Here is an 18,569-nt window from a genome sequence, read left to right on the forward strand (position 1 = left end):
GCAAATGGATATGTTTTTATGACCCCCGAAGAATTCCGTCGCCATGGCTACGCCATGATCGACCTGATCGCAGACTATCGACAAAACATCGAGCAACGCGGCGTGCAGCCCACCACGGTACCTGGCGAGATCAAAGCTGCCCTGCCGGTGAGCCCGCCTGAAAGCGCCGAACCCTTCGAACAGATCATGGGTGATGTGGAAAAACTGATCATGCCCGGGCTGCTGCACTGGCAGCATCCGAGTTTTTTCGGTTTCTTCCCCTCCAACGTGGAACTGTCCTCGGTACTGGGCGATTGCCTGAGCACCGGCTTGGGTGTGGTGGGATTGTCTTGGCAATCCAGCCCGGCGCTTACCGAAATTGAGGAAGTGACCACCGACTGGCTGCGCGACATGATCGGCCTGAGCCGCGAATGGAGCGGCGTGATCCAGGACTCCGCGTCAACCTCCACTCTGGTGGCACTCATCAGCGCCAGAGAACGCAGCTCCCAGTACGCGCTGATGCATGACGGCCTGCAAGACAGCGGCGCGCCCCTGATCGTCTACACCTCAGCCCACGCCCATAGTTCAGTGAACAAGGCAGCCATTCTCGCTGGATTCGGCCAGAACAATATCCGCACGGTCGCCACCGACGAACGCAACGCCATGTCACCCCAGGCGTTAGCGCAAGCCATCGAGCAAGACCTGGCCGCCGGCAACCGCCCCTGCGTAGTGATTGCCACCACCGGGACCACGGCCGCCATGGCGATCGACCCCCTGGATGCAATTGGTGAACTGACCCAGCGCCATGGCTTGTGGCTGCATGTCGACTCAGCCATGGCCGGCGCCGCAATGATCCTGCCGGAGTGCCGAGCGCTGTGGCGTGGTATCGAAAACGCCGACTCCCTGGTCCTCAACCCGCATAAGTGGCTGGGCGCAGCCTTCGATTGCTCGGTGTACTTCGTTCGCGACCCTGAGCATTTGATTCGCATCATGACCACCAACCCGAGCTATCTGCAGTCCAACGCCGACGGCCAGGTCAGAAACTACCGCGACTGGCGGATTTCCCTGGGTAGCCGCTTCCGCGCCCTGAAGCTGTGGTTCCTGATCCGCGAGCAAGGCGTCAGCGGCCTGCAAGCGCGGCTGCGACGAGACCTGGCTAATGCGCGCTGGCTGGCGGAGCAGATTGAAGGCAGTGCGCACTGGAAACTGGTGGCCGCGCCGGCCCTGCAAACCCTGTGCATCCGCTACGAACCGCCAGGCTTGAGCGGCGAAGCGCTGGATAAGCACACACGCGACTGGGCAGAAAGGCTCAACCTGTCAGGCAAAGCCTACGTCACGCCGGCGATCCTCGATGAACGCTGGATGGTGCGCGTGTCCATCGGCGCACTGGGCACCGAGCGCCAGCATGTCGAAGGGTTGTGGGCGCTATTGCAGTCCCTGGTGATTGAAATGCCTTCTAGATAGGCACCCGCTCACGCCTCATCCACCTCTCGAACGCCATGGCATTCAAGGGCCGGCTGATCAGGTAGCCCTGGGCAGTGTCGCATTTCCAGCGTTTGAGCAGGGTGAGGCTGTGCTCGAACTCAACGCCTTCGGCCACCACCTTGAGCCCCAGGTTATGGCTCATCTCGATGGTGGAGCGCACGATCACACCATCACCGCTGGTACTGTCGAGATTGCGCACAAAAGACTGGTCAATCTTCAACTCTTGCACCGGCAGGCGCTGCAATTGCGCCAGGGATGAATAACCAGTGCCGAAATCATCCACAGATAAGCTGATGCCGCAACCACGCAACTGTTCCAGCACGCTGAGGGCCTGTTGCGGGTTGTGCATGATGGCGCTTTCGGTGATTTCGAAAATCAAGTGTTCGGCCGCCACCCCGTATTGCATCAACATTGCGGTGACGCGAACGGCCAGTTCATCATCGGCCAGGTCATCCACGGATATATTCACTGACAGCTGCATCGGCAAGCCACGCTGCGCCCACTCTGCCATTTGGCGAATGGCCTCCTCGATCACCCATAGGGTCAGGCCGCCCATGCTGCCGGTACGCTCGGCGAGGGGAATGAACTCAGCGGGCGAGACTTGTCCGAAGCTTGGATGTTGCCAACGCAACAGGGCTTCGGCCTGGCGCACGTGGCCATGGGTGAGGTCGAGCTTGGGCTGGTAGCACAGGAACAACTCGCGTTCGATCACCGCGCGGCGCAGGTCGCGGATCAGGGCGATCTGGCGTTGGTGAGCGAGGTCGCGGTCCGGCTGGTATATCTGCAGATGCCCCGGCAAGTTGGCCGCGTCATGCCGGGCGATGGCGGCGCGATTGATCAATTCGTCTACCTGCTGCCCGTCAGCGGGGTACGCCGCGATACCGATGCTCACTTCGTGGCGCACTTCGTCGTTGCCGATGTGCTTGGGTTCGGTCAGCAGTCCGTAGAGGCGGTCAGCACGGGCCACAGCGCGGTCGATCCCGGTGTTTTCCAGCAACAGCAGGAACTCACTGCCGGCCATACGTGCCGCAGTGTCGCTGGCCAGCAGGCTCATGGACAGGCAACGACTGGCTTCGCGCAACATTTGCTCGACACCCTGGGGGCCGAAGCTTTCATTGATGACCCGGTAGTTTTCAATCCCCAGGTACAGCAGCACCACCGGCCGCCGCGCACTGATCGCACTGCCCAGGCGCTCCATGGCCAGGGCGCGATTGGGCAGGCCAGTGAGCGGGTCATGCAAGGCGTTATGGGCCAGTTGCCGTTCGCGCATGGCGATGCCGCTTTGCATGGCGTTGAAGGCGCGAGCCAGCAGGCCGAACTCATCATGGCTACGCACCCGCACCGGCGTGCGGTAGTCACCGGCACCTATGCGTTCGGCGGCTTGCACCAACGCATCGAGGGGGCGCGACACTCGCCGTGCAAGCAACAACGCCGCCGCCAGGGAGACCAGCAACACCGCCAGGGCAATTGCGAGAAATTGCCGGTCCAGCGGTGCAAAGGATTGCAGGGCATGGTCCAGCGGGCTTTGCAGCAAGACGCGCACCTCATCGCGTTCACCGGCGTTGGCCAAAGGCAGTACTTGGCTGAGCACGCGCTGGCCATGAAACAGATACACCTGCGCCTGCGGTTCGAGGCGCGCCGCACGCAGCAGGCTGGTGACCGTAGCGCGGTAGCCATCGGGTTGGGTCGTAAAGAGCTGGCCGACACGGTCGTCCTGCACACTGAGAAACGACACCTCAAGGTTGCTCATGGACCGTAGCTCATGGGCAAATTGCGCATCCATGGGGAAGCCCATGACCACGCGGGCGATGGGCTGCGGGTCGAGCATTTCCTTTTGCACCAGTAAGTAGGGTTGCCCATCCATCGCCACGATCAGCATTTGCTGACTGCTGCGCCGCGCCTGGCGCAACGCCTCCTGATAGGGAAACAGCTGGCCCCGAGCCAGCACTGGTAACGTACTGGCGATGACCTTGTCATCGAGATCAAGTACGAACACCGCACTGGAGCTGACCCCGGTCCCATGCCGACGCAGCGCCGCTTGTATCTCCGTGGCCTCGCCGCTGGCCACCGCACGCTTGAAAGGACCGTCGACGGTGAGCCAGTCCAAGCCGTATTGCAGGCGGCGACCGCGCAGATCCAACAAGCGTTCGAACACCTGTCGACCGGTGTTCAACTGCACCTCGGCCTGGTTTTCCACGGCGCGGGTAGTGGCAGCCTTGACCGCGAAGTAAGTCGCGACCACGACCACCAGCAACAACAGCGCCAACACCGCGGCAATGCGGGTTTGAAAAGTGTGGCGCCACTGCATTGCCATGCCCTCTGGCCGTGCTCGACGCTCTCTGCGCCCCCTTCCTGTGGTCATACGCGTCCCTGCCAACTGTTAACCTGGCGTCAAAAAAATATCCATTTAAATGGGATATTCGGTTTCAGCAGATTAGCTGGGACTGGGCATAAGTAAACCCAGTAAATACCGGGGGGTTAGCGTCATATTATTGACCAGAGAGGTTATGCCCCTCGCGCACGCATAAAGTCCCCCCAACGGCGCACCAGATAGTTGTGCTCATCCATCACCGAGTTCCACACGGCGATATGCCCCATGCGCTGCTCATAGGAGCCGCCATCGCGCACATCGCCGATATCGATCAACGGCAAGCCATCGCTGCCCGGCAGCTCCTCCCGCGCCGGCTTGCCCGCGTACCAGTAATCCCATTCGGCGCTGCTCAGGTGATCACGGGTACGCGCCGGGTTGCCGATGTAGTAGCCTTGGCGCGCCATGACAGCCCCGGGCCAGCCGCAAAGCCACCAATTCAAGTACGCATAGGCCGCATCCAGCACCGGCCCCTGGGCATGGCGCGACAAAGACAAGCCGCCGAACCAGGCGCGATAGCCTTCGCGGGGCACCGCCAGGCGGTATTTCACCCCGGCGCGGTGCAGGCGCATCAAGGTCGGCGACCACAGGCTCTGGATATCGATGTTCGGGCTGAGCATCAGCTGCGCGGCTTCTTCATCGTCCGACCAGAACGCCGCGAAGTGCCCTTGCTTCTGCTTGCGCACCAGGATGTCGGCCAGCACATCGATTTCTTCGATGCTCATATTGCCGATGTCCTTGAAAGTCGCCAGCCCGGCGCCCTGCACCGCCAACGCCGCATCCAGGGCACCGATGGCGGCGTCGCTCTGCAAGGCGGTGCGCGCCCCCCAGGCCGGGTCCAGCAACCAGCCCCAGCTTTCGTTGCGGCTGCAAAAGCCTTCAGGCAAACGCTCGGGGCGGTAAGCGAAACTGTCGGCGTTGTGGGTCAGGGGCAGCATGCTGATGCGCTCGGTGACGGTGCTGCCGAGGCTGCCATCGTGCTGCACGAACAGACGTTCGCTGGGCACGCTGCCGCTGCCCAGGCGGTCGCCTGCAGACAAGCGCCCGCGCTTGGGCAGGTCATTGATCTCATGCCACAGGGCAATACGCCGGGTGTCGATGGGCTGGATCGCTCTTGCCGGCCAGACGAAGTCAACGTTGTGGAACCACTGGTCATACAGGTCATAGCTATCGGGTTGCATCACCGCGATGCGCTGGGCCTGCTCGACATCGTGCACCTGGTATACCAGGCGAATACCCAGGTCCTGTTCGGCGCGCACGCGCAGCGTTTCAAGCAGAGTCACGGATGTGCCAAGGACACGCAGGGTGATCATGCCGCGAACCGCCGGGAGAAGACTTCAAAGGAGCGGCGCAGCAGCGCCGGATCAAGGCCGCGCAGGATAAACACCAGCCGCGATTGGCGGTCTTTGCCCGGCCACGCAGGCAAATGGACCGGGGCATGCAGGCAGTGCTGCACGCCATGAATGACGATGGGAGCGTTACTGGCGTTCACGTTAAGCAGTCCTTTGACACGAAGGATTCGTTCGCCGTGGCATCTTAGCAGCATCGACAGCCACACCCCGAAACCGACCCAGTCCAGCGGTTGATCGAAGGTCAGGCAGCACACCTGCGCGGCACCGTGGGTGGTTGTGGTGGTGGGTCGCAGTTGCCAGCGGCTGACTTCCACGGCCGGCTCGGCGCTGCGCAAGCCTTCGCCCAGAAGCAGTTGCTCGCCGCTGTGAATCTCCAAGGTGTTGAGGATCGGCGTGCCGGCATTGATTGCCCGCAGGTGCGCGCGCAGTGGCTCGCAGTTGCCTGCCAAGTCGGTCTTGCTCAACAGCAAGCGATCCGCCGCCGCCACCTGGGCCAGCCATTCCGGGTGCAGGCGCTCTTGCAGCACGGCGTGGCTGGCGTCGACCAGGGTGATGATCAGGCCGATATGAAAGCGCCCGCGCAATTGCACGTCATTGTTCAGGGTCGCCAGGATCGGCGCCGGATCGGCCAGGCCGGTGGTTTCCAGGATCACCCGTTTGAACGCCGGGATTTCCCCGCGTTCGCGGCGTTGCAGCAAGCCGAGCAGCGCATCTTTCAACTCGCCGCGGATCGAGCAGCACACGCAGCCGCTGGGTAGCAGGACGGTGTCGGGGGCGACCTCTTCTACCAGCAGATGGTCGATGCCGACGTCGCCGAATTCATTGATCAGCAAGGCCGTGTCACCGAGGCTTTCACCGTGCAACAGGCGGGTGAGCAACGTGGTCTTGCCGCTGCCGAGGAAGCCGGTGATGACATTCAGGGCGATGCTCATACAGCCGACTCCAGGTGATCCAAGAGGTGCGAATCAAGGGGATCCAAGGGTCGTCCAAGCATGTTTTCAGCTGCTTGCCAGAGTTGATCCAGACCGCTCGCCAGCGCCTGTTTACCGGTGGCACCGAGCAGCAGATACGACGCGCCCTGGAAATCTTCAACCTTGAGCCGGAACACCACCAGCACCTGGTTGATCGCCGCGATCCGGCGCAGGCGCTCACGACGTCGCGGTAACTCGTCACCCAAGGGATCGCTCCAGTGCAAATCCTCACCTAACAGCCCGCAGAGTCCGCACATGGCTACACCTCGTTCATGGCATGACATCGCCGGAGTTCGGGCCCAGGGTCTGGCCGACAAACAGATTGCCGCCTGGCTCACTGGCCAGCAGTACCGCCACCGGCGCGACTTCGTCCGCCAGGCCGAAACGGCCCAGGGGCAACTCGGCGGCCTTTGCGCGTTTCCAGCTGTCGCTGATGCCGCCCACCAACGGCGTCTCGATAGGCCCAGGCGCGATGGCATTGACCAGCACATTGTCCTTGGCCACTTCCAGTGCCAGGGATTTGGTAAAGCCGATCACCCCAGCCTTGGCTGCGGCGTAATGGGTCAACTCGGCGCCGCCTTTGATGCCCAGCTGCGAGGCAACGTTAATGATCCGTCCCCAACGCTGTGCAAGCATATGCGGCAAGGCGCGCTGGCTGGCGATAAAGACGCTGGTGAGATCGACACGCAGCATGTCGTTCCACATCTCGATGCTTAACTCGACACAGCGCGCCTGGGTGAGCATGCCGGCGTTGTTGACCAGGATATCGATACCGCCAAAATGTTCGACGCAACGGTCGACACTGGCCTGTGCGCCTTCAAGGCTGCCGACATCGGCCAAGCACTCGAACACTTCGGCGCCGAGATTGCGGCAGGTGATGGCGGTTTCGGCCAGGCTCGCAGCGTCGCGGTCGGCCAGCAGCAGGCGTGCACCTTCGGCGGCGTAGGCCCGGGCGATGGCGGCACCGATGCCACTGCCGGCGCCGGTGATGACGGCGCGGCGATGGGTGAGTTGATTCATAAAAAACTCCTGGAAAACACAGTTCCAATGCGGGAGGGCGGTCGCACCGCCCCTTCTCATTTTTGGATTGAGTACATCAGTCAGGCCAGCGCACGGTCAGGCCGCCATCGATGACGATGCTTTGGCCGGTCAAATAGCTCGATGCATCACTGGTCAAGAACTGCACCAACGACGCGACTTCATCGGCCCGTCCTACCCGGCCCAACGGGATCGCCCGCGCTGCTTTGGCCAAGCCCTCGGGGCCCAGCGAATTCTTCGCGTCCAGCGACTGCGGCGTCTCGATCAACCCCGGGATCACCGCATTGCAACGAATACCCAATGCCGCCAACTCCACCGCCAACGACCGACATAGCCCCGGCACCCCTGCCTTGGCCGCCGCATAATGGCTATGCTCCTGCCAGCCATACACGCCGCCGGCAATCGATGAAATCGCCACCAGTGCGCCGCCTTCCTTCATATGCCGGGTCGCGGCGCGAAAGGTGCGCATCACCCCGGTCAGGTCGACATTGAGCATTTCATCCCACAGCGCGTCGGTCATTTCCAACAAGGGTGCACGGCGTAACAAACCGGCATTGGCCACCGCGTAGTCCAGGCGCCCGAAATGCGCCACGGCCTGCTCGGCCAAGGCGTCCACCGAGGCGCTGTTGCCCACGTCCAACGGCAGCATCAGGCACTCACCGCCAGCCTCTTGCACTAATGACACGGTGGTCTGCGGGTCATGGGGATCGGCCGGGTAATACCCGCCCATCACCGCTACGCCATTGCGCGCATAGGCCACGGCGAGGGCTTGGCCGATGCCGCTGGCGGCACCGGTGATCAAGGCAACTTTAGGCGTCATCACTCTCTCCTTACTGAACGGTTTCCGGACGCACATGGCGTGCGGCAAACATCAAGGCGCCGGACAAGAAGCACGGTAGTGCGCCGAACCACAGCGCGGCAGTCTGCCAGTCACTGCCGGCGGCCAGCACTTGGGTCGCGCCAAAGCCGGCGACCACCGCGCCGATCGGACCCATGGCGTGGATGATCGCGCCGCCGGTGGCGCGGATGCTGGTGGGGAAACTCTCGCTGATAAAGAACAGCGCTGCCGAGTAAGGCCCGATCAGGAAGAACAGGCCCAGGCTGTACAGCCCGACCACCATCGGCAAATTGCTCGGCCCAAATAGCATGCCGGCAAACGCCAGGCCGCCGAGCATCCAGCCCAGGGCGATGACATTACGGCGACCGATCTTGTCGCCCATCCAGCCGTGGCTGAGGTAGCCGCAGTAGCCCACCAGGTTCGACAGCACCAGGATGATCAGCGAGTTCTCGAAGGAGATGTGGTGCACGCTGACGATCACCGAAGTCCCCAACACGCTGAACACCTGGATCGCCGCCCAGTTGAGCAACAGCGCGGCACCGATCACCAGGGTGGCGCGGCGGGCCGGGCCACGGAACGCGGCCTTGAGGCCAGCCTTGCTATGTTCGTCGTAATCCACGTCGTAGGTCAGCGCGACGTTCTGCGCTTCGCTCACCGCGCCGCTTTTGCGCAGTTGGCTGATGCGCTGATGGATCTGGAACTGCGGGCTCTCCTTGAGCTTGCGTGCCATGATCGCAATCACAATGGCCGGGATCGCGGCGAAGACGAAGCAGCCCTGCCAGCCGATGATTGGCAGCAACAACGCGGTCAACCCTGCGGCGATCAACGCACCCACTGGCCAGCCGCCCTGCACCAGGCTGTAGATGAAGCCGCGACGCTTGGTCAGCCGTGGGTCTTGCGAGGCGCCATACAACTCGCTCAGATAGGTGGCGTTGACCGTTTCCTCGGCATAACCCAGGCCGCCCAACGAACGGATCAGAATCAGCGGCGACTTGCCCCATGCCCCGCCGATCGCGGTGAGCGCCGAGCACAATGCAGAGCCGGCCACGGTAAAGATGATGCCCGTGCGCCGGCCCAATTTATCGACGACGGGGCCAATGGCGAATGCCACCACCGCCGTGCCCACCGCCACCCAGGTCGCGATCTCGGCTTGCTCCACTTCACCCCAGCCAAAGTGCCGGCCGATTTCCGGCAGCAAGGTGCCGAACAGAATGAAGTCGTACACCGCAAATACCCAGGCGAAAAACGCGATCCAGGTGGCAAAGCGCACTTCCTGGGACGTCAATTGCCGGGGTTTCCAGCCAGTCAGGTCAAGCTTGTTGTAGATAGACATGGATCGCGCCTCGGGGGGTGGTCAAAGGGTCAGGTACGCGGTTGGCGGCGGATAAAGTCATCGGCGATTTCGTCGAAGGTGACGAAGCGCACGCCGGCATGGCTCTGGATATGCTCGATCAGGCGCTCCAGCATCAGCAGCACTTGCGGGCGACCGGACACGTCGGGGTGGATGGTCATGGTGAACACCGCGTGTTCGTGCTCGCGGTATACCCAGTCGAACTGGTCGCGCCACATTTCTTCCAGGTGGCGCGGGTTGACGAAGCCGTGGCTGTTGGGAGCTTTCTTGATGAACATCATCGGCGGCAGGTCGTCGAGGTACCAGTTGGCCGGGATCTCCACCAGATCGGTTTCCTCGCCGCGCACCAGGGGTTTCATCCAGGTGTCGGGGTGCTGGCTGTAGTCGATCTTGGTCCAGCTGTCGCCCTTGCGCACGTAGTAAGGGTGGAAATCGTTATGCATCAGGCTGTGGTCGTACTTGATGCCTTTTTTCAACAACAGCTCGTTGGTGACCTTGCTGAATTCCCACCAGGGCGCGACGTAGCCGGTGGGGCGTTTGCCAGTGACCTGGGTGATCAGCTCGATGGACTTGTCGAGCACGATTTCTTCCTGCTCGGCGGTCATGGCGATGGGGTTTTCGTGGCTGTAGCCATGCACACCGATTTCGTGGCCGGCATCAGCCACCGCCTTCATCTGCTCGGGGAAGGTTTCCATCGAGTGCCCCGGGATAAACCAGGTGGTGCGCAGGCCGTAGCGTTCAAACAGTTTGAGCAGGCGTGGCGCGCCGACTTCGCCGGCAAACAGGCCGCGGGAGATATCGTCGGGCGAGTCTTCGCCCCCATAGGAACCCAGCCAGCCGGCGACGGCGTCCACGTCGACGCCAAATGCACAGAGAATATCTTTAGCCATGGTGTGTCTCCTTAAACGTTAAGTACGGATTCGACGGCCAACGCAGCGCGCAACAGGCGTGCGTCTTCCCCCGTCGGGGCGCTGAGCAGCAGCCCGGTGGGCAAGCCCTGGGCATCGCGGCCGCTGGGCAAGCTGACGCCCGGCATGTCGAGCAAACTGCCGGGCATGGTCAGGCGCAAGGTGGCGAGGTTAGTGGTGACGAACAGCTCATCGTCGGCCTCCAGCGCTGGCAACGCTGGGGCGACATGGGCCACCGTCGGGGTGATCAGCAGGGCGCCGTCGAGGTCGTCGATCAACTGCTGTTGCAGGCGCCGGCGCCCTTCGATCAGGTGCATGAGCTGGCTGGCCGGCAGTGAGCGTGCGGCTTCGAGGCGACGCCGCACGCGGGGGTCGAGTTGCTCGGCATCGGCGCTATCGAGCAAGGCTTCGTGCAAAGCGAAGGCTTCGAATGAACCGAGCCAGCCGTGCGCCTCGATCAGCGCAAGGGTCGCCTGGAAAGTGGCGGACGGACGCACCTCGACTAACGCACCGGCGGCCTTCAATTGGTCGACGGCATGTAGCAGGTTAATGCGTACGACCGGCTCGATAGTGTCCAGGGTGCCTTGCTCCAGCACCCAGCGCTGGCCCTTGAGGCTGCTGGCGATGTGGCGTTGGCTACGGCCAGTACGGCCAGTGAGCACATCATCGATGGCCAGCGCATCGCGCACGCTGCGGGTCAGCGGGCCGAGGCTGTCGAGGGTGTGTGCCAGGGGGAAAACGCCTTCGCGGCTGTAGCGCCGGCAACTGCTGCGGTAGCCCACCACGCCGTTGAGCGCGGCAGGAATGCGGATCGAGCCGGCGGTATCGGTGCCCATGGCAATCGGCACAATACCGGCCGCCACGGCAACCGCCGACCCCGAGGACGAGCCTCCGGGAATGCGTGGTTGATCACTGCTATTGGGGTTGTGGGGCGTGCCGAAATGCGGGTTGAGACCCAGGCCGGAATACGCCAGCTCGCTGAGGTTGGTCTTGCCCAGGCTGACCATGCCAGCGCGGCACAACAGCCCAACACTGGGAGCGTCATGCGCAGCAGGCGCCGCGTTGCGGCGGTAAGCAGCACCGGCCGTGGTGACGGTGCCCGCCATGTCGAACAAATCTTTCCAGGCCAATGGCACGCCATCGAATACGCTCAAGGGCTGCCCGGCACGCCAACGGGCGGCCGAAGCCTCGGCTTCACGCCGGGCGCGCTCGACGGTCAGGGAGATGAAAACGCTGGGGGCCATGCTCGCGTGAACGAGCGCCTGTTCAAGCACCTGCACCGGGTCGCTGTGACCGCTGGCGAATGCTTCGGCCATTGAGGTGGCGTCTGACATCGGCATACCCTTATATAAACGTACATATTAATAAAATGTACGTTTTATAAAGGCAGCTTTCGTGCCAGTCTCGTTAGAGGATTCCTCCCTAGCTCGACGGTCTCCCTTCGAACCATCGAGCTAGATAGTTTTTCATGAAATAAAAATCTCGCGAAGGCATCCACCTAAATCGCGAGTAAAATAATGTACCTTTCATTAAAAAGTACGTTTTGGTGCAAAAAAGTAACAGTCCCATGTTTACAGCCCCAAAAAAGTGCCGTCGACGTGGCGCAGAGTGACAGACGCATCTATGAGAGAATCCCTGGCCACCGTCCACAGCCACAGGAAAGCTATGAAAGCAGTGTCCGCCTCGGCGTCCCGCTACGCGATGATCCACCGAGTTTTGCGCGACGCGATCGTCAACGGCACCGCGCGCCACGGGCTGGTCCTGCTCGAGGCGCCGCTGGCCGACATGTTCGGTACCAGCCGCGTACCGGTGCGCAAGGCGCTGGACCTGCTGCATGCCGAAGGGCTGATTTGCCGTTTCAACGGCCGCGGTTACCTGATCAACCCCGACGGCCTGGCCATGGAGCCCCTGCGCCTGCCCTTGAGCCACGGACACCTGGGCCTGAACCACGACGACGAGTTGGTAGACACCCGGCCGCTGGGCGAGCGAATTGTCGAGGAGATCGGCGCGGCGTTGTCTACCTGCATCGCCTTCGGCCATTACCGCCTGGACGAACAAGCCGCCGCCGACCACTACGGCGTCAGCCGCGCCGTGGTGCGCGAAGCACTGATGCGCCTGCGCGACCGTGGCCTGGTGGAGAAAGAACCTTACTCCCAATGGCTCGCAGGGCCGCTGACTGCCCGAGAAGTCACCGAAGACTACGAATTGCGCGCTTGTTTGGAGCCCGAAGCCCTGCGCCAGAGTGCACCGGGCCTGGACCGCGTCATGCTCCAGGCCATGCTGCAGCGCGTGCTCGACGCCCAGGACAGCCCCCATTGCAGCCTGGAAGCCATCGAACAGATCGAGCAGGACTTGCACCAGCACTGCCTCGCCGGCCTGCAGAACCGCAAGATCGCCGCCCTGATCCGCCAGGGCCAAAGCCCGATGATTATCAGCCGAATTTTCCATCGTTTACTGGGGATCGGCGCCGATCCTGCCATGCTCGCCGAACATCGCTTGATTCTTGAATTGTTGCTGCATGGGGCGTTCGATGCCGCAGCGTTGAATCTGCGCGAGCATTTGCAGCGAGCCAGGCAGCGGATGTTGCAGCGATTGAAGGTGCTATCGGTGTTGCCGGAACAGCCGCTGCCTGCGTATCTGCACAAAATCAGCTGATTCAATACGGGTCAACTGTCAGGAAGGAGCTTGCCCCCTCCCATACTCTCCAGGTAGCCGCAGTAATTTCATGCAATATGTTGCTATCTCACCCCCACCATTGAAACCACTGCTGACCCGCCCCATCTAACCTCCATACTTCCTTATGCAGGTGCCCCATGAGCGACCAGCAAGACGTCCCTGATTACGACCTGAACGACTACGCCGACCCCGAAAACGCTGACACCACCTCGTCCAACACTGGCCTGGCCCTGCCTGGGCAAAACCTGCCGGACAAGGTCTATATCATCCCGATCCACAACCGGCCGTTTTTCCCGGCGCAAGTATTGCCGGTGATTGTCAATGAAGAGCCCTGGGCCGAGACCCTGGAGTTGGTGAGCAAATCCGACCACCATTCGCTCGCGCTGTTTTTCATGGACACGCCGCCCGAAGACCCACGGCATTTCGATACCTCCGCCCTGCCGCTGTACGGCACCCTGGTCAAGGTGCACCACGCCAGCCGCGAGAACGGCAAGCTGCAATTCGTGGCCCAGGGCCTGACCCGCGTGCGCATCAAGACTTGGCTCAAGCACCACCGCCCACCCTACCTGGTGGAAGTCGAATACCCGCACCAGCCCAGCGAGCCCACCGACGAGGTCAAGGCCTACGGCATGGCGCTGATCAACGCGATCAAGGAACTGCTGCCCCTCAACCCGCTGTACAGCGAAGAGTTGAAGAACTACCTCAACCGTTTCAGCCCCAACGACCCCTCACCGCTCACCGACTTCGCCGCCGCGCTGACCTCGGCCACCGGTAACGAGTTGCAGGAAGTGCTGGACTGCGTGCCCATGCTCAAGCGCATGGAGAAAGTCTTGCCGATGCTGCGCAAGGAAGTCGAAGTCGCGCGCCTGCAAAAAGAGCTGTCCGCCGAAGTGAACCGCAAGATCGGCGAGCACCAGCGCGAGTTCTTCCTCAAGGAACAACTCAAGGTCATCCAGCAAGAGCTGGGCCTGACCAAGGACGACCGCAGCGCCGACGTCGAGCAGTTCGAGCAGCGCCTGGAAGGCAAGGTGCTGCCGGCTCAGGCGAAAAAGCGCATAGATGAAGAACTGAACAAGCTGTCGATTCTCGAGACCGGTTCGCCGGAATACGCCGTGACGCGCAACTACCTGGACTGGGCCACCTCGGTGCCGTGGGGCGTGTACGGCGCAGACAAGCTCGACCTCAAGCATGCACGCAAGGTGCTGGACAAGCATCACGCGGGCCTGGACGACATCAAGAGCCGCATCCTCGAATTCCTCGCCGTCGGCGCCTATAAAGGCGAAGTCGCCGGCTCCATTGTGCTGCTGGTGGGCCCGCCGGGCGTGGGCAAGACCAGTGTGGGTAAATCCATCGCTGAATCCCTGGGCCGACCGTTCTACCGTTTCAGCGTCGGCGGCATGCGCGACGAAGCCGAGATCAAGGGCCACCGCCGCACCTACATCGGCGCCCTGCCCGGTAAGCTGGTGCAGGCGTTGAAAGACGTGGAAGTCATGAACCCGGTGATCATGCTCGACGAGATCGACAAGATGGGCCAAAGCTTCCAGGGCGACCCGGCGTCGGCGCTGCTGGAAACCCTGGACCCTGAGCAGAACGTCGAATTCCTCGACCATTACCTGGACCTGCGCCTGGACCTGTCCAAAGTGCTGTTCGTGTGCACCGCCAACACCCTCGATTCGATCCCAGGCCCGTTGCTCGACCGTATGGAAGTGATTCGCTTGTCGGGCTATATCACCGAAGAAAAAGTCGCCATCGCCAAGCGCCACCTATGGCCCAAACAGTTGGAAAAAGCCGGCGTGGCAAAAAACAGCCTGAGCATCAGCGACGGCGCCCTGCGTGCGTTGATCGACGGTTATGCACGGGAAGCCGGTGTGCGCCAGTTGGAAAAACAATTGGGCAAACTGGTGCGCAAGGCGGTGGTCAAGCTGCTGGATGAGCCCAACAGCGTGATCAAGATCGGCAACAAGGACCTGGAAAGCTCCCTGGGCATGCCGGTGTTCCGTAACGAGCAAGTACTGTCCGGCACCGGCGTTATCACCGGCCTGGCCTGGACCAGCATGGGCGGCGCTACGTTGCCGATCGAGGCGACGCGTATCCACACGCTCAATCGCGGCTTCAAGCTTACCGGGCAGTTGGGTGAAGTGATGAAGGAGTCCGCCGAAATCGCCTACAGCTACATCAGCTCGAACTTGAAGTCATTTGGCGGTGATCCGAAGTTCTTCGACGAAGCCTTCGTGCACTTGCACGTACCGGAAGGCGCCACGCCGAAAGACGGCCCAAGCGCGGGTGTGACCATGGCCAGTGCATTGCTGTCCCTGGCGCGCAACCAACCGCCGAAGAAAGGCGTAGCGATGACCGGTGAACTGACGCTGACCGGGCATGTATTGCCGATTGGTGGGGTGCGCGAGAAAGTCATTGCGGCGCGGCGTCAGAAGATCCACGAGTTGATCTTGCCGGAGCCGAACCGTGGCAGTTTTGAAGAATTGCCGGAGTATCTGAAGGAAGGTATGACGGTGCACTTCGCCAAGCGCTTTGCGGATGTGGCGAAGGTGCTGTTCTGATAGAGCTCTAGCGCCTGAACCGGCCTCATCGGGGGCAAGCCCCCCTCCCACATTTTGATTTGTGAACACATTCAAGTGTGGGAGGGGGCTTGCCCCCGATGGCGTCAGTGGCCGCGACACATATCCTGCTTGTCACACCCTGTCTCATCTTCGGTTATGCTCGCCCTTCGTCGTGTATAAACGGAGCCCCCATGACCGCTGCCCGCCTGCTTCTCCCCTTGAGCCTTGCCCTGCTGGCCGCTTGCGCCAGTGCTCCCAAGCAAAACATCAGCGTGGAAAACCAGAGCAGTTGCCCAATCCTGCTTAAAACCGGACAAAACCTGATTCTCACCCTGCCAAGCAACCCCACCACCGGTTATCGCTGGGCCATCCAGGACTCCGCCGGCGGTGTCTTGCGCGCCTTGAGCCCCGAGGTCTACAGCAGCAGCGAATCCGGTGTGATTGGCGGTGGCGGGCAGTCCACCTGGCGCTTCCAGGCATTTGCCACTGGCCAGGGCCGTTTGCGCCTGACCTCCCAGCAACCTTGGGAACCGGAAGCCGAGCCGGTCGAAACCTTTGACTGCGCCATTACGGTGAACTGATATGCCATGGCTGATCCTTGCCTTGATGGGCGCCGGCACTTTCATCTATGGCCTGGCGACCCATGCGACGCTGTTGTGCCTGCTGGTCAAGCCGTTGCCGGTGCTGGCGCTACTGGGTTGGCTGCATGACGCACCGCCCACCGACTATCGGCGCTGGATCAGCCTGGGACTGATTTTTTCCCTGGTGGGCGACGTCTTGCTCGCCTGGCCGGGGGACCTGTTTATCTTCGGCCTGGGCGCATTCCTGTGCGCGCACCTGGCCTATCTCAAAGCCTATCTCAGTGATTGCCGGCGCCTGGCGGTGCTGGCCCTGATGCTGGCCCTCGGCGTCGGGACGATCCTGTTGAGTGTTCTGATTGCCCATGGCCTGGGCGACCTGTTGGTACCGGTAGTGGTTTACGCGCTGGTGATCAGCGCCATGCTCTGGCGTGCATTGGCGCGCTTGGGCAGCGCTGCGCCGAAACGCTCGGCGCTGCTGGCGGCGGCGGGTGCAGTATCGTTTGTGTTTTCCGACACGTTGATCGGTATCAATCGGTTTGTACTGGCGTTCGATGCGGCCCCCTATCTGTTGATCACCACCTATTGGCTCGGGCAATGGGGCATCACTGCCTCTGCTTTCCATCAGACAACCCGCGCATCCGAAGACCAACTTGGCTAAAATGCCGGCCTTTCCCCCTCGTCGCCGGAACAGCCGTGAGCAAAGAACCCGATCGCCTATTCGCCCAGCCCCTGCCCCAGGTGCCGGACTTCGCCTTTAACGAGGATGTGGTGCGGGTGTTCCCGGACATGATCAAGCGCTCGGTGCCGGGTTACCCGACCATCGTCGAGAACCTCGGCGTGCTGGCCGCGCAATTTGCCCAACCCAACAGTGTGTTGTATGACCTGGGTTCATCCCTGGGTGCTGTCACTCAGGCCCTGCGTCGTCATGTACGCTCCGATGGGTGCCGGGTTATCGCTGTGGATAACTCGGCGGCGATGGTCGAGCGTTGCCGGGAATACCTCAATGGCCAGGACTCGATGTTCCAGGAGTTGCTGCCGGTCGAGGTGATTGAGGGCGATATTCTCGCCCTGCAGTTCCAGCCCGCCTCGGTGGTGGCGCTGAACTTCACCCTGCAATTTATCGCCCCTGACGAACGCCTGGCGTTGCTCGGGCGTATCCGCCAGGCGCTGCTGCCAGGCGGGGCGTTGATCCTTTCGGAAAAGCTGCGCTTCAACGATGTTGAAGAACACGCGCTGCTCACCGACCTGCATATCGCCTTCAAGCGCGCCAACGGCTACAGCGAACTGGAAATCGCCCAGAAGCGCAGCGCCATCGAAAACGTCATGAAGCCCGACAGCCTCGAAGAACACCGCGAACGCCTGCTGGCGGCCGGGTTCTCGAAAGTCGTGCCGTGGTTCCAGTGTCTTAACTTTGCCTCGTTGATTGCCTTGCCATGATTGATTTGTCCCCCCTCGCCCGCCACCTGGTTGGCACCCCCTTGGCCGTGTGGGCCCAGGGCCTGCAAGCGCAGCTCGATAGCAAGATGGAAAAGGGCCACGGCGACCTGGAACGCTGGCAGAGCGCGCTGGATGCGCTACCGCAGATCCAGCCCAGCGAAGTCGACCTGCTCAATGGCCTGGTGCTGGATACCGACTGCGACGACGCCACCCGTGCGCAAATGCACACTGCCCTGATGGGCCTGAGCCCCTGGCGCAAAGGCCCGTTCCACCTGTTCGGTGTACATGTGGACACCGAATGGCGTTCGGACTGGAAGTGGTCGCGGGTCGCGCCGCACCTGGACCTGAACGGCAAGCGCATCCTCGATGTGGGTTGCGGCAACGGGTATTACATGTGGCGCATGCTCGGCGCCGGGGCCGACAGCGTGATTGGCGTAGACCCGAACTGGTTGTTCTTCTGCCAGTTCCAGGCGGTGCAGCGTTACCTGTCCGAGCCACGGGCCTGGCACCTGCCGTTCCCGTTCGAAGATTTGCCGGCGAACCTGGAAGGCTTTGATACGGTGTTTTCCATGGGCGTGTTCTACCACCGCCGCTCTCCGATCGAGCACTTGCTGGCGCTGAAAGACACACTGGTCAAAGGCGGCGAACTGGTCCTGGAAACCCTGGTGGTGGAAGGCGATCAGCAGCAGGTGCTGGTGCCGGAAGATCGCTACGCACAGATGCGTAACGTGTGGTTCCTGCCCTCGGTGCCGGCGTTGATGCTGTGGCTGCGCCGTGCCGGATTCAGTGAGGTGAGGTGCGTAGATGTGAGCGTGACCACGGTTGAGGAGCAGCGTGGGACGGAGTGGATGAAGTACCAGTCGCTCAGTGACTTCCTCGACCCCGAAGATCACAGCAAGACCATCGAAGGGCTGCCGGCGCCGATGCGGGCTGTGATCATCGCCAAGAAGTAATCACTGAATAGATGAAGATCCAAATGTGGGAGGGGGCTTGCTCCCGATAGCAGAGTGTCAGCCACCACATTTAT

Annotated in this window: 16 protein-coding genes; 7 read left to right on the top strand and 9 right to left on the bottom strand. The window is 61.9% G+C overall.

Annotated features, from left to right (window positions below; genetic code table 11):
• Positions 1-18 precede the first annotated feature (18 nt).
• Positions 19-1,443, top strand: a complete 1,425-nt coding sequence (locus NMB39_RS23295) for a pyridoxal phosphate-dependent decarboxylase family protein (protein WP_057021438.1) — start codon at positions 19-21, stop codon at positions 1,441-1,443.
• On the opposite strand, the gene NMB39_RS23300 is transcribed toward NMB39_RS23295, so the two are convergent.
• From NMB39_RS23300 to NMB39_RS23340, 9 genes are all read right to left on the bottom strand, one after another.
• The gene (locus NMB39_RS23300; RefSeq protein ID WP_057021439.1) at positions 1,436-3,772 is read right to left on the bottom strand and encodes a putative bifunctional diguanylate cyclase/phosphodiesterase; all 2,337 of its coding nucleotides are present in this window, start codon (positions 3,770-3,772) and stop codon (positions 1,436-1,438) included. The two genes, NMB39_RS23295 and NMB39_RS23300, sit on opposite strands and share 8 nt — an antisense overlap.
• A 197-nt stretch (positions 3,773-3,969) precedes the next feature.
• Positions 3,970-5,145, bottom strand: coding sequence for an ABC transporter substrate-binding protein (locus NMB39_RS23305; protein ID WP_057021440.1), 1,176 nt, complete (start codon positions 5,143-5,145; stop codon positions 3,970-3,972).
• Complete coding sequence (locus NMB39_RS23310) at positions 5,142-6,116, bottom strand: CobW family GTP-binding protein (RefSeq protein ID WP_198720529.1); 975 nt, start codon at positions 6,114-6,116, stop codon at positions 5,142-5,144. The genes NMB39_RS23305 and NMB39_RS23310 overlap by 4 nt, the downstream gene beginning before the upstream one ends.
• Positions 6,113-6,412 carry a hypothetical protein gene (locus tag NMB39_RS23315; protein WP_057021442.1) on the bottom strand — a complete coding sequence of 100 codons (300 nt, stop codon included), beginning with the start codon at positions 6,410-6,412 and terminating at the stop codon, positions 6,113-6,115. Before NMB39_RS23315 ends, NMB39_RS23310 begins: the two co-directional genes overlap by 4 nt.
• Positions 6,413-6,425: 13 nt before the next feature.
• Positions 6,426-7,175, bottom strand: a complete 750-nt coding sequence (locus NMB39_RS23320; RefSeq protein ID WP_046071102.1) for an SDR family NAD(P)-dependent oxidoreductase — start codon at positions 7,173-7,175, stop codon at positions 6,426-6,428.
• A gap of 76 nt (positions 7,176-7,251) precedes the next feature.
• Complete coding sequence (locus NMB39_RS23325) at positions 7,252-8,013, bottom strand: SDR family NAD(P)-dependent oxidoreductase (protein ID WP_124411607.1); 762 nt, start codon at positions 8,011-8,013, stop codon at positions 7,252-7,254.
• 10 nt (positions 8,014-8,023) lie between these two features.
• On the bottom strand, positions 8,024-9,364 hold the full coding sequence (locus tag NMB39_RS23330) for an MFS transporter (protein ID WP_057021445.1): 1,341 nt from the start codon (positions 9,362-9,364) through the stop codon (positions 8,024-8,026).
• A 29-nt stretch (positions 9,365-9,393) separates the two neighbouring features.
• Positions 9,394-10,272: a polysaccharide deacetylase family protein gene (locus tag NMB39_RS23335; protein WP_010212857.1), complete on the bottom strand. Its 879-nt coding sequence runs from the start codon at positions 10,270-10,272 to the stop codon at positions 9,394-9,396.
• A gap of 11 nt (positions 10,273-10,283) precedes the next feature.
• Positions 10,284-11,624: an amidase gene (locus NMB39_RS23340; protein WP_494340007.1), complete on the bottom strand. Its 1,341-nt coding sequence runs from the start codon at positions 11,622-11,624 to the stop codon at positions 10,284-10,286.
• 331 nt (positions 11,625-11,955) lie between these two features.
• On the opposite strand from NMB39_RS23340, the gene NMB39_RS23345 reads away from it, so the two are divergent.
• From NMB39_RS23345 to cmoB, 6 genes are all read left to right on the top strand, one after another.
• On the top strand, positions 11,956-12,945 hold the full coding sequence (locus NMB39_RS23345; RefSeq protein ID WP_494340006.1) for a GntR family transcriptional regulator: 990 nt from the start codon (positions 11,956-11,958) through the stop codon (positions 12,943-12,945).
• Between the two features lie 158 nt (positions 12,946-13,103).
• The gene (lon, locus tag NMB39_RS23350; RefSeq protein WP_046071096.1) at positions 13,104-15,524 is read left to right on the top strand and encodes an endopeptidase La; all 2,421 of its coding nucleotides are present in this window, start codon (positions 13,104-13,106) and stop codon (positions 15,522-15,524) included.
• A 191-nt stretch (positions 15,525-15,715) separates the two neighbouring features.
• A complete protein-coding gene (locus tag NMB39_RS23355; protein WP_306957177.1) occupies positions 15,716-16,105 on the top strand; it encodes a protease inhibitor I42 family protein in 390 nt (129 codons plus the stop codon).
• 1 nt (position 16,106) lies between these two features.
• Positions 16,107-16,763: a lysoplasmalogenase gene (locus NMB39_RS23360; protein ID WP_494340005.1), complete on the top strand. Its 657-nt coding sequence runs from the start codon at positions 16,107-16,109 to the stop codon at positions 16,761-16,763.
• Between the two features lie 35 nt (positions 16,764-16,798).
• A complete protein-coding gene (gene cmoA / locus NMB39_RS23365) occupies positions 16,799-17,542 on the top strand; it encodes a carboxy-S-adenosyl-L-methionine synthase CmoA (protein WP_494340004.1) in 744 nt (247 codons plus the stop codon).
• Positions 17,539-18,495 (top strand): tRNA 5-methoxyuridine(34)/uridine 5-oxyacetic acid(34) synthase CmoB, encoded by a 957-nt coding sequence (gene cmoB, locus NMB39_RS23370; RefSeq protein ID WP_057021449.1) that lies wholly within the window; start codon positions 17,539-17,541, stop codon positions 18,493-18,495. The genes cmoA and cmoB overlap by 4 nt, the downstream gene beginning before the upstream one ends.
• Positions 18,496-18,569 lie beyond the last annotated feature (74 nt).

The organism is Pseudomonas sp. FBCC-B545 (assembly GCF_059134095.1).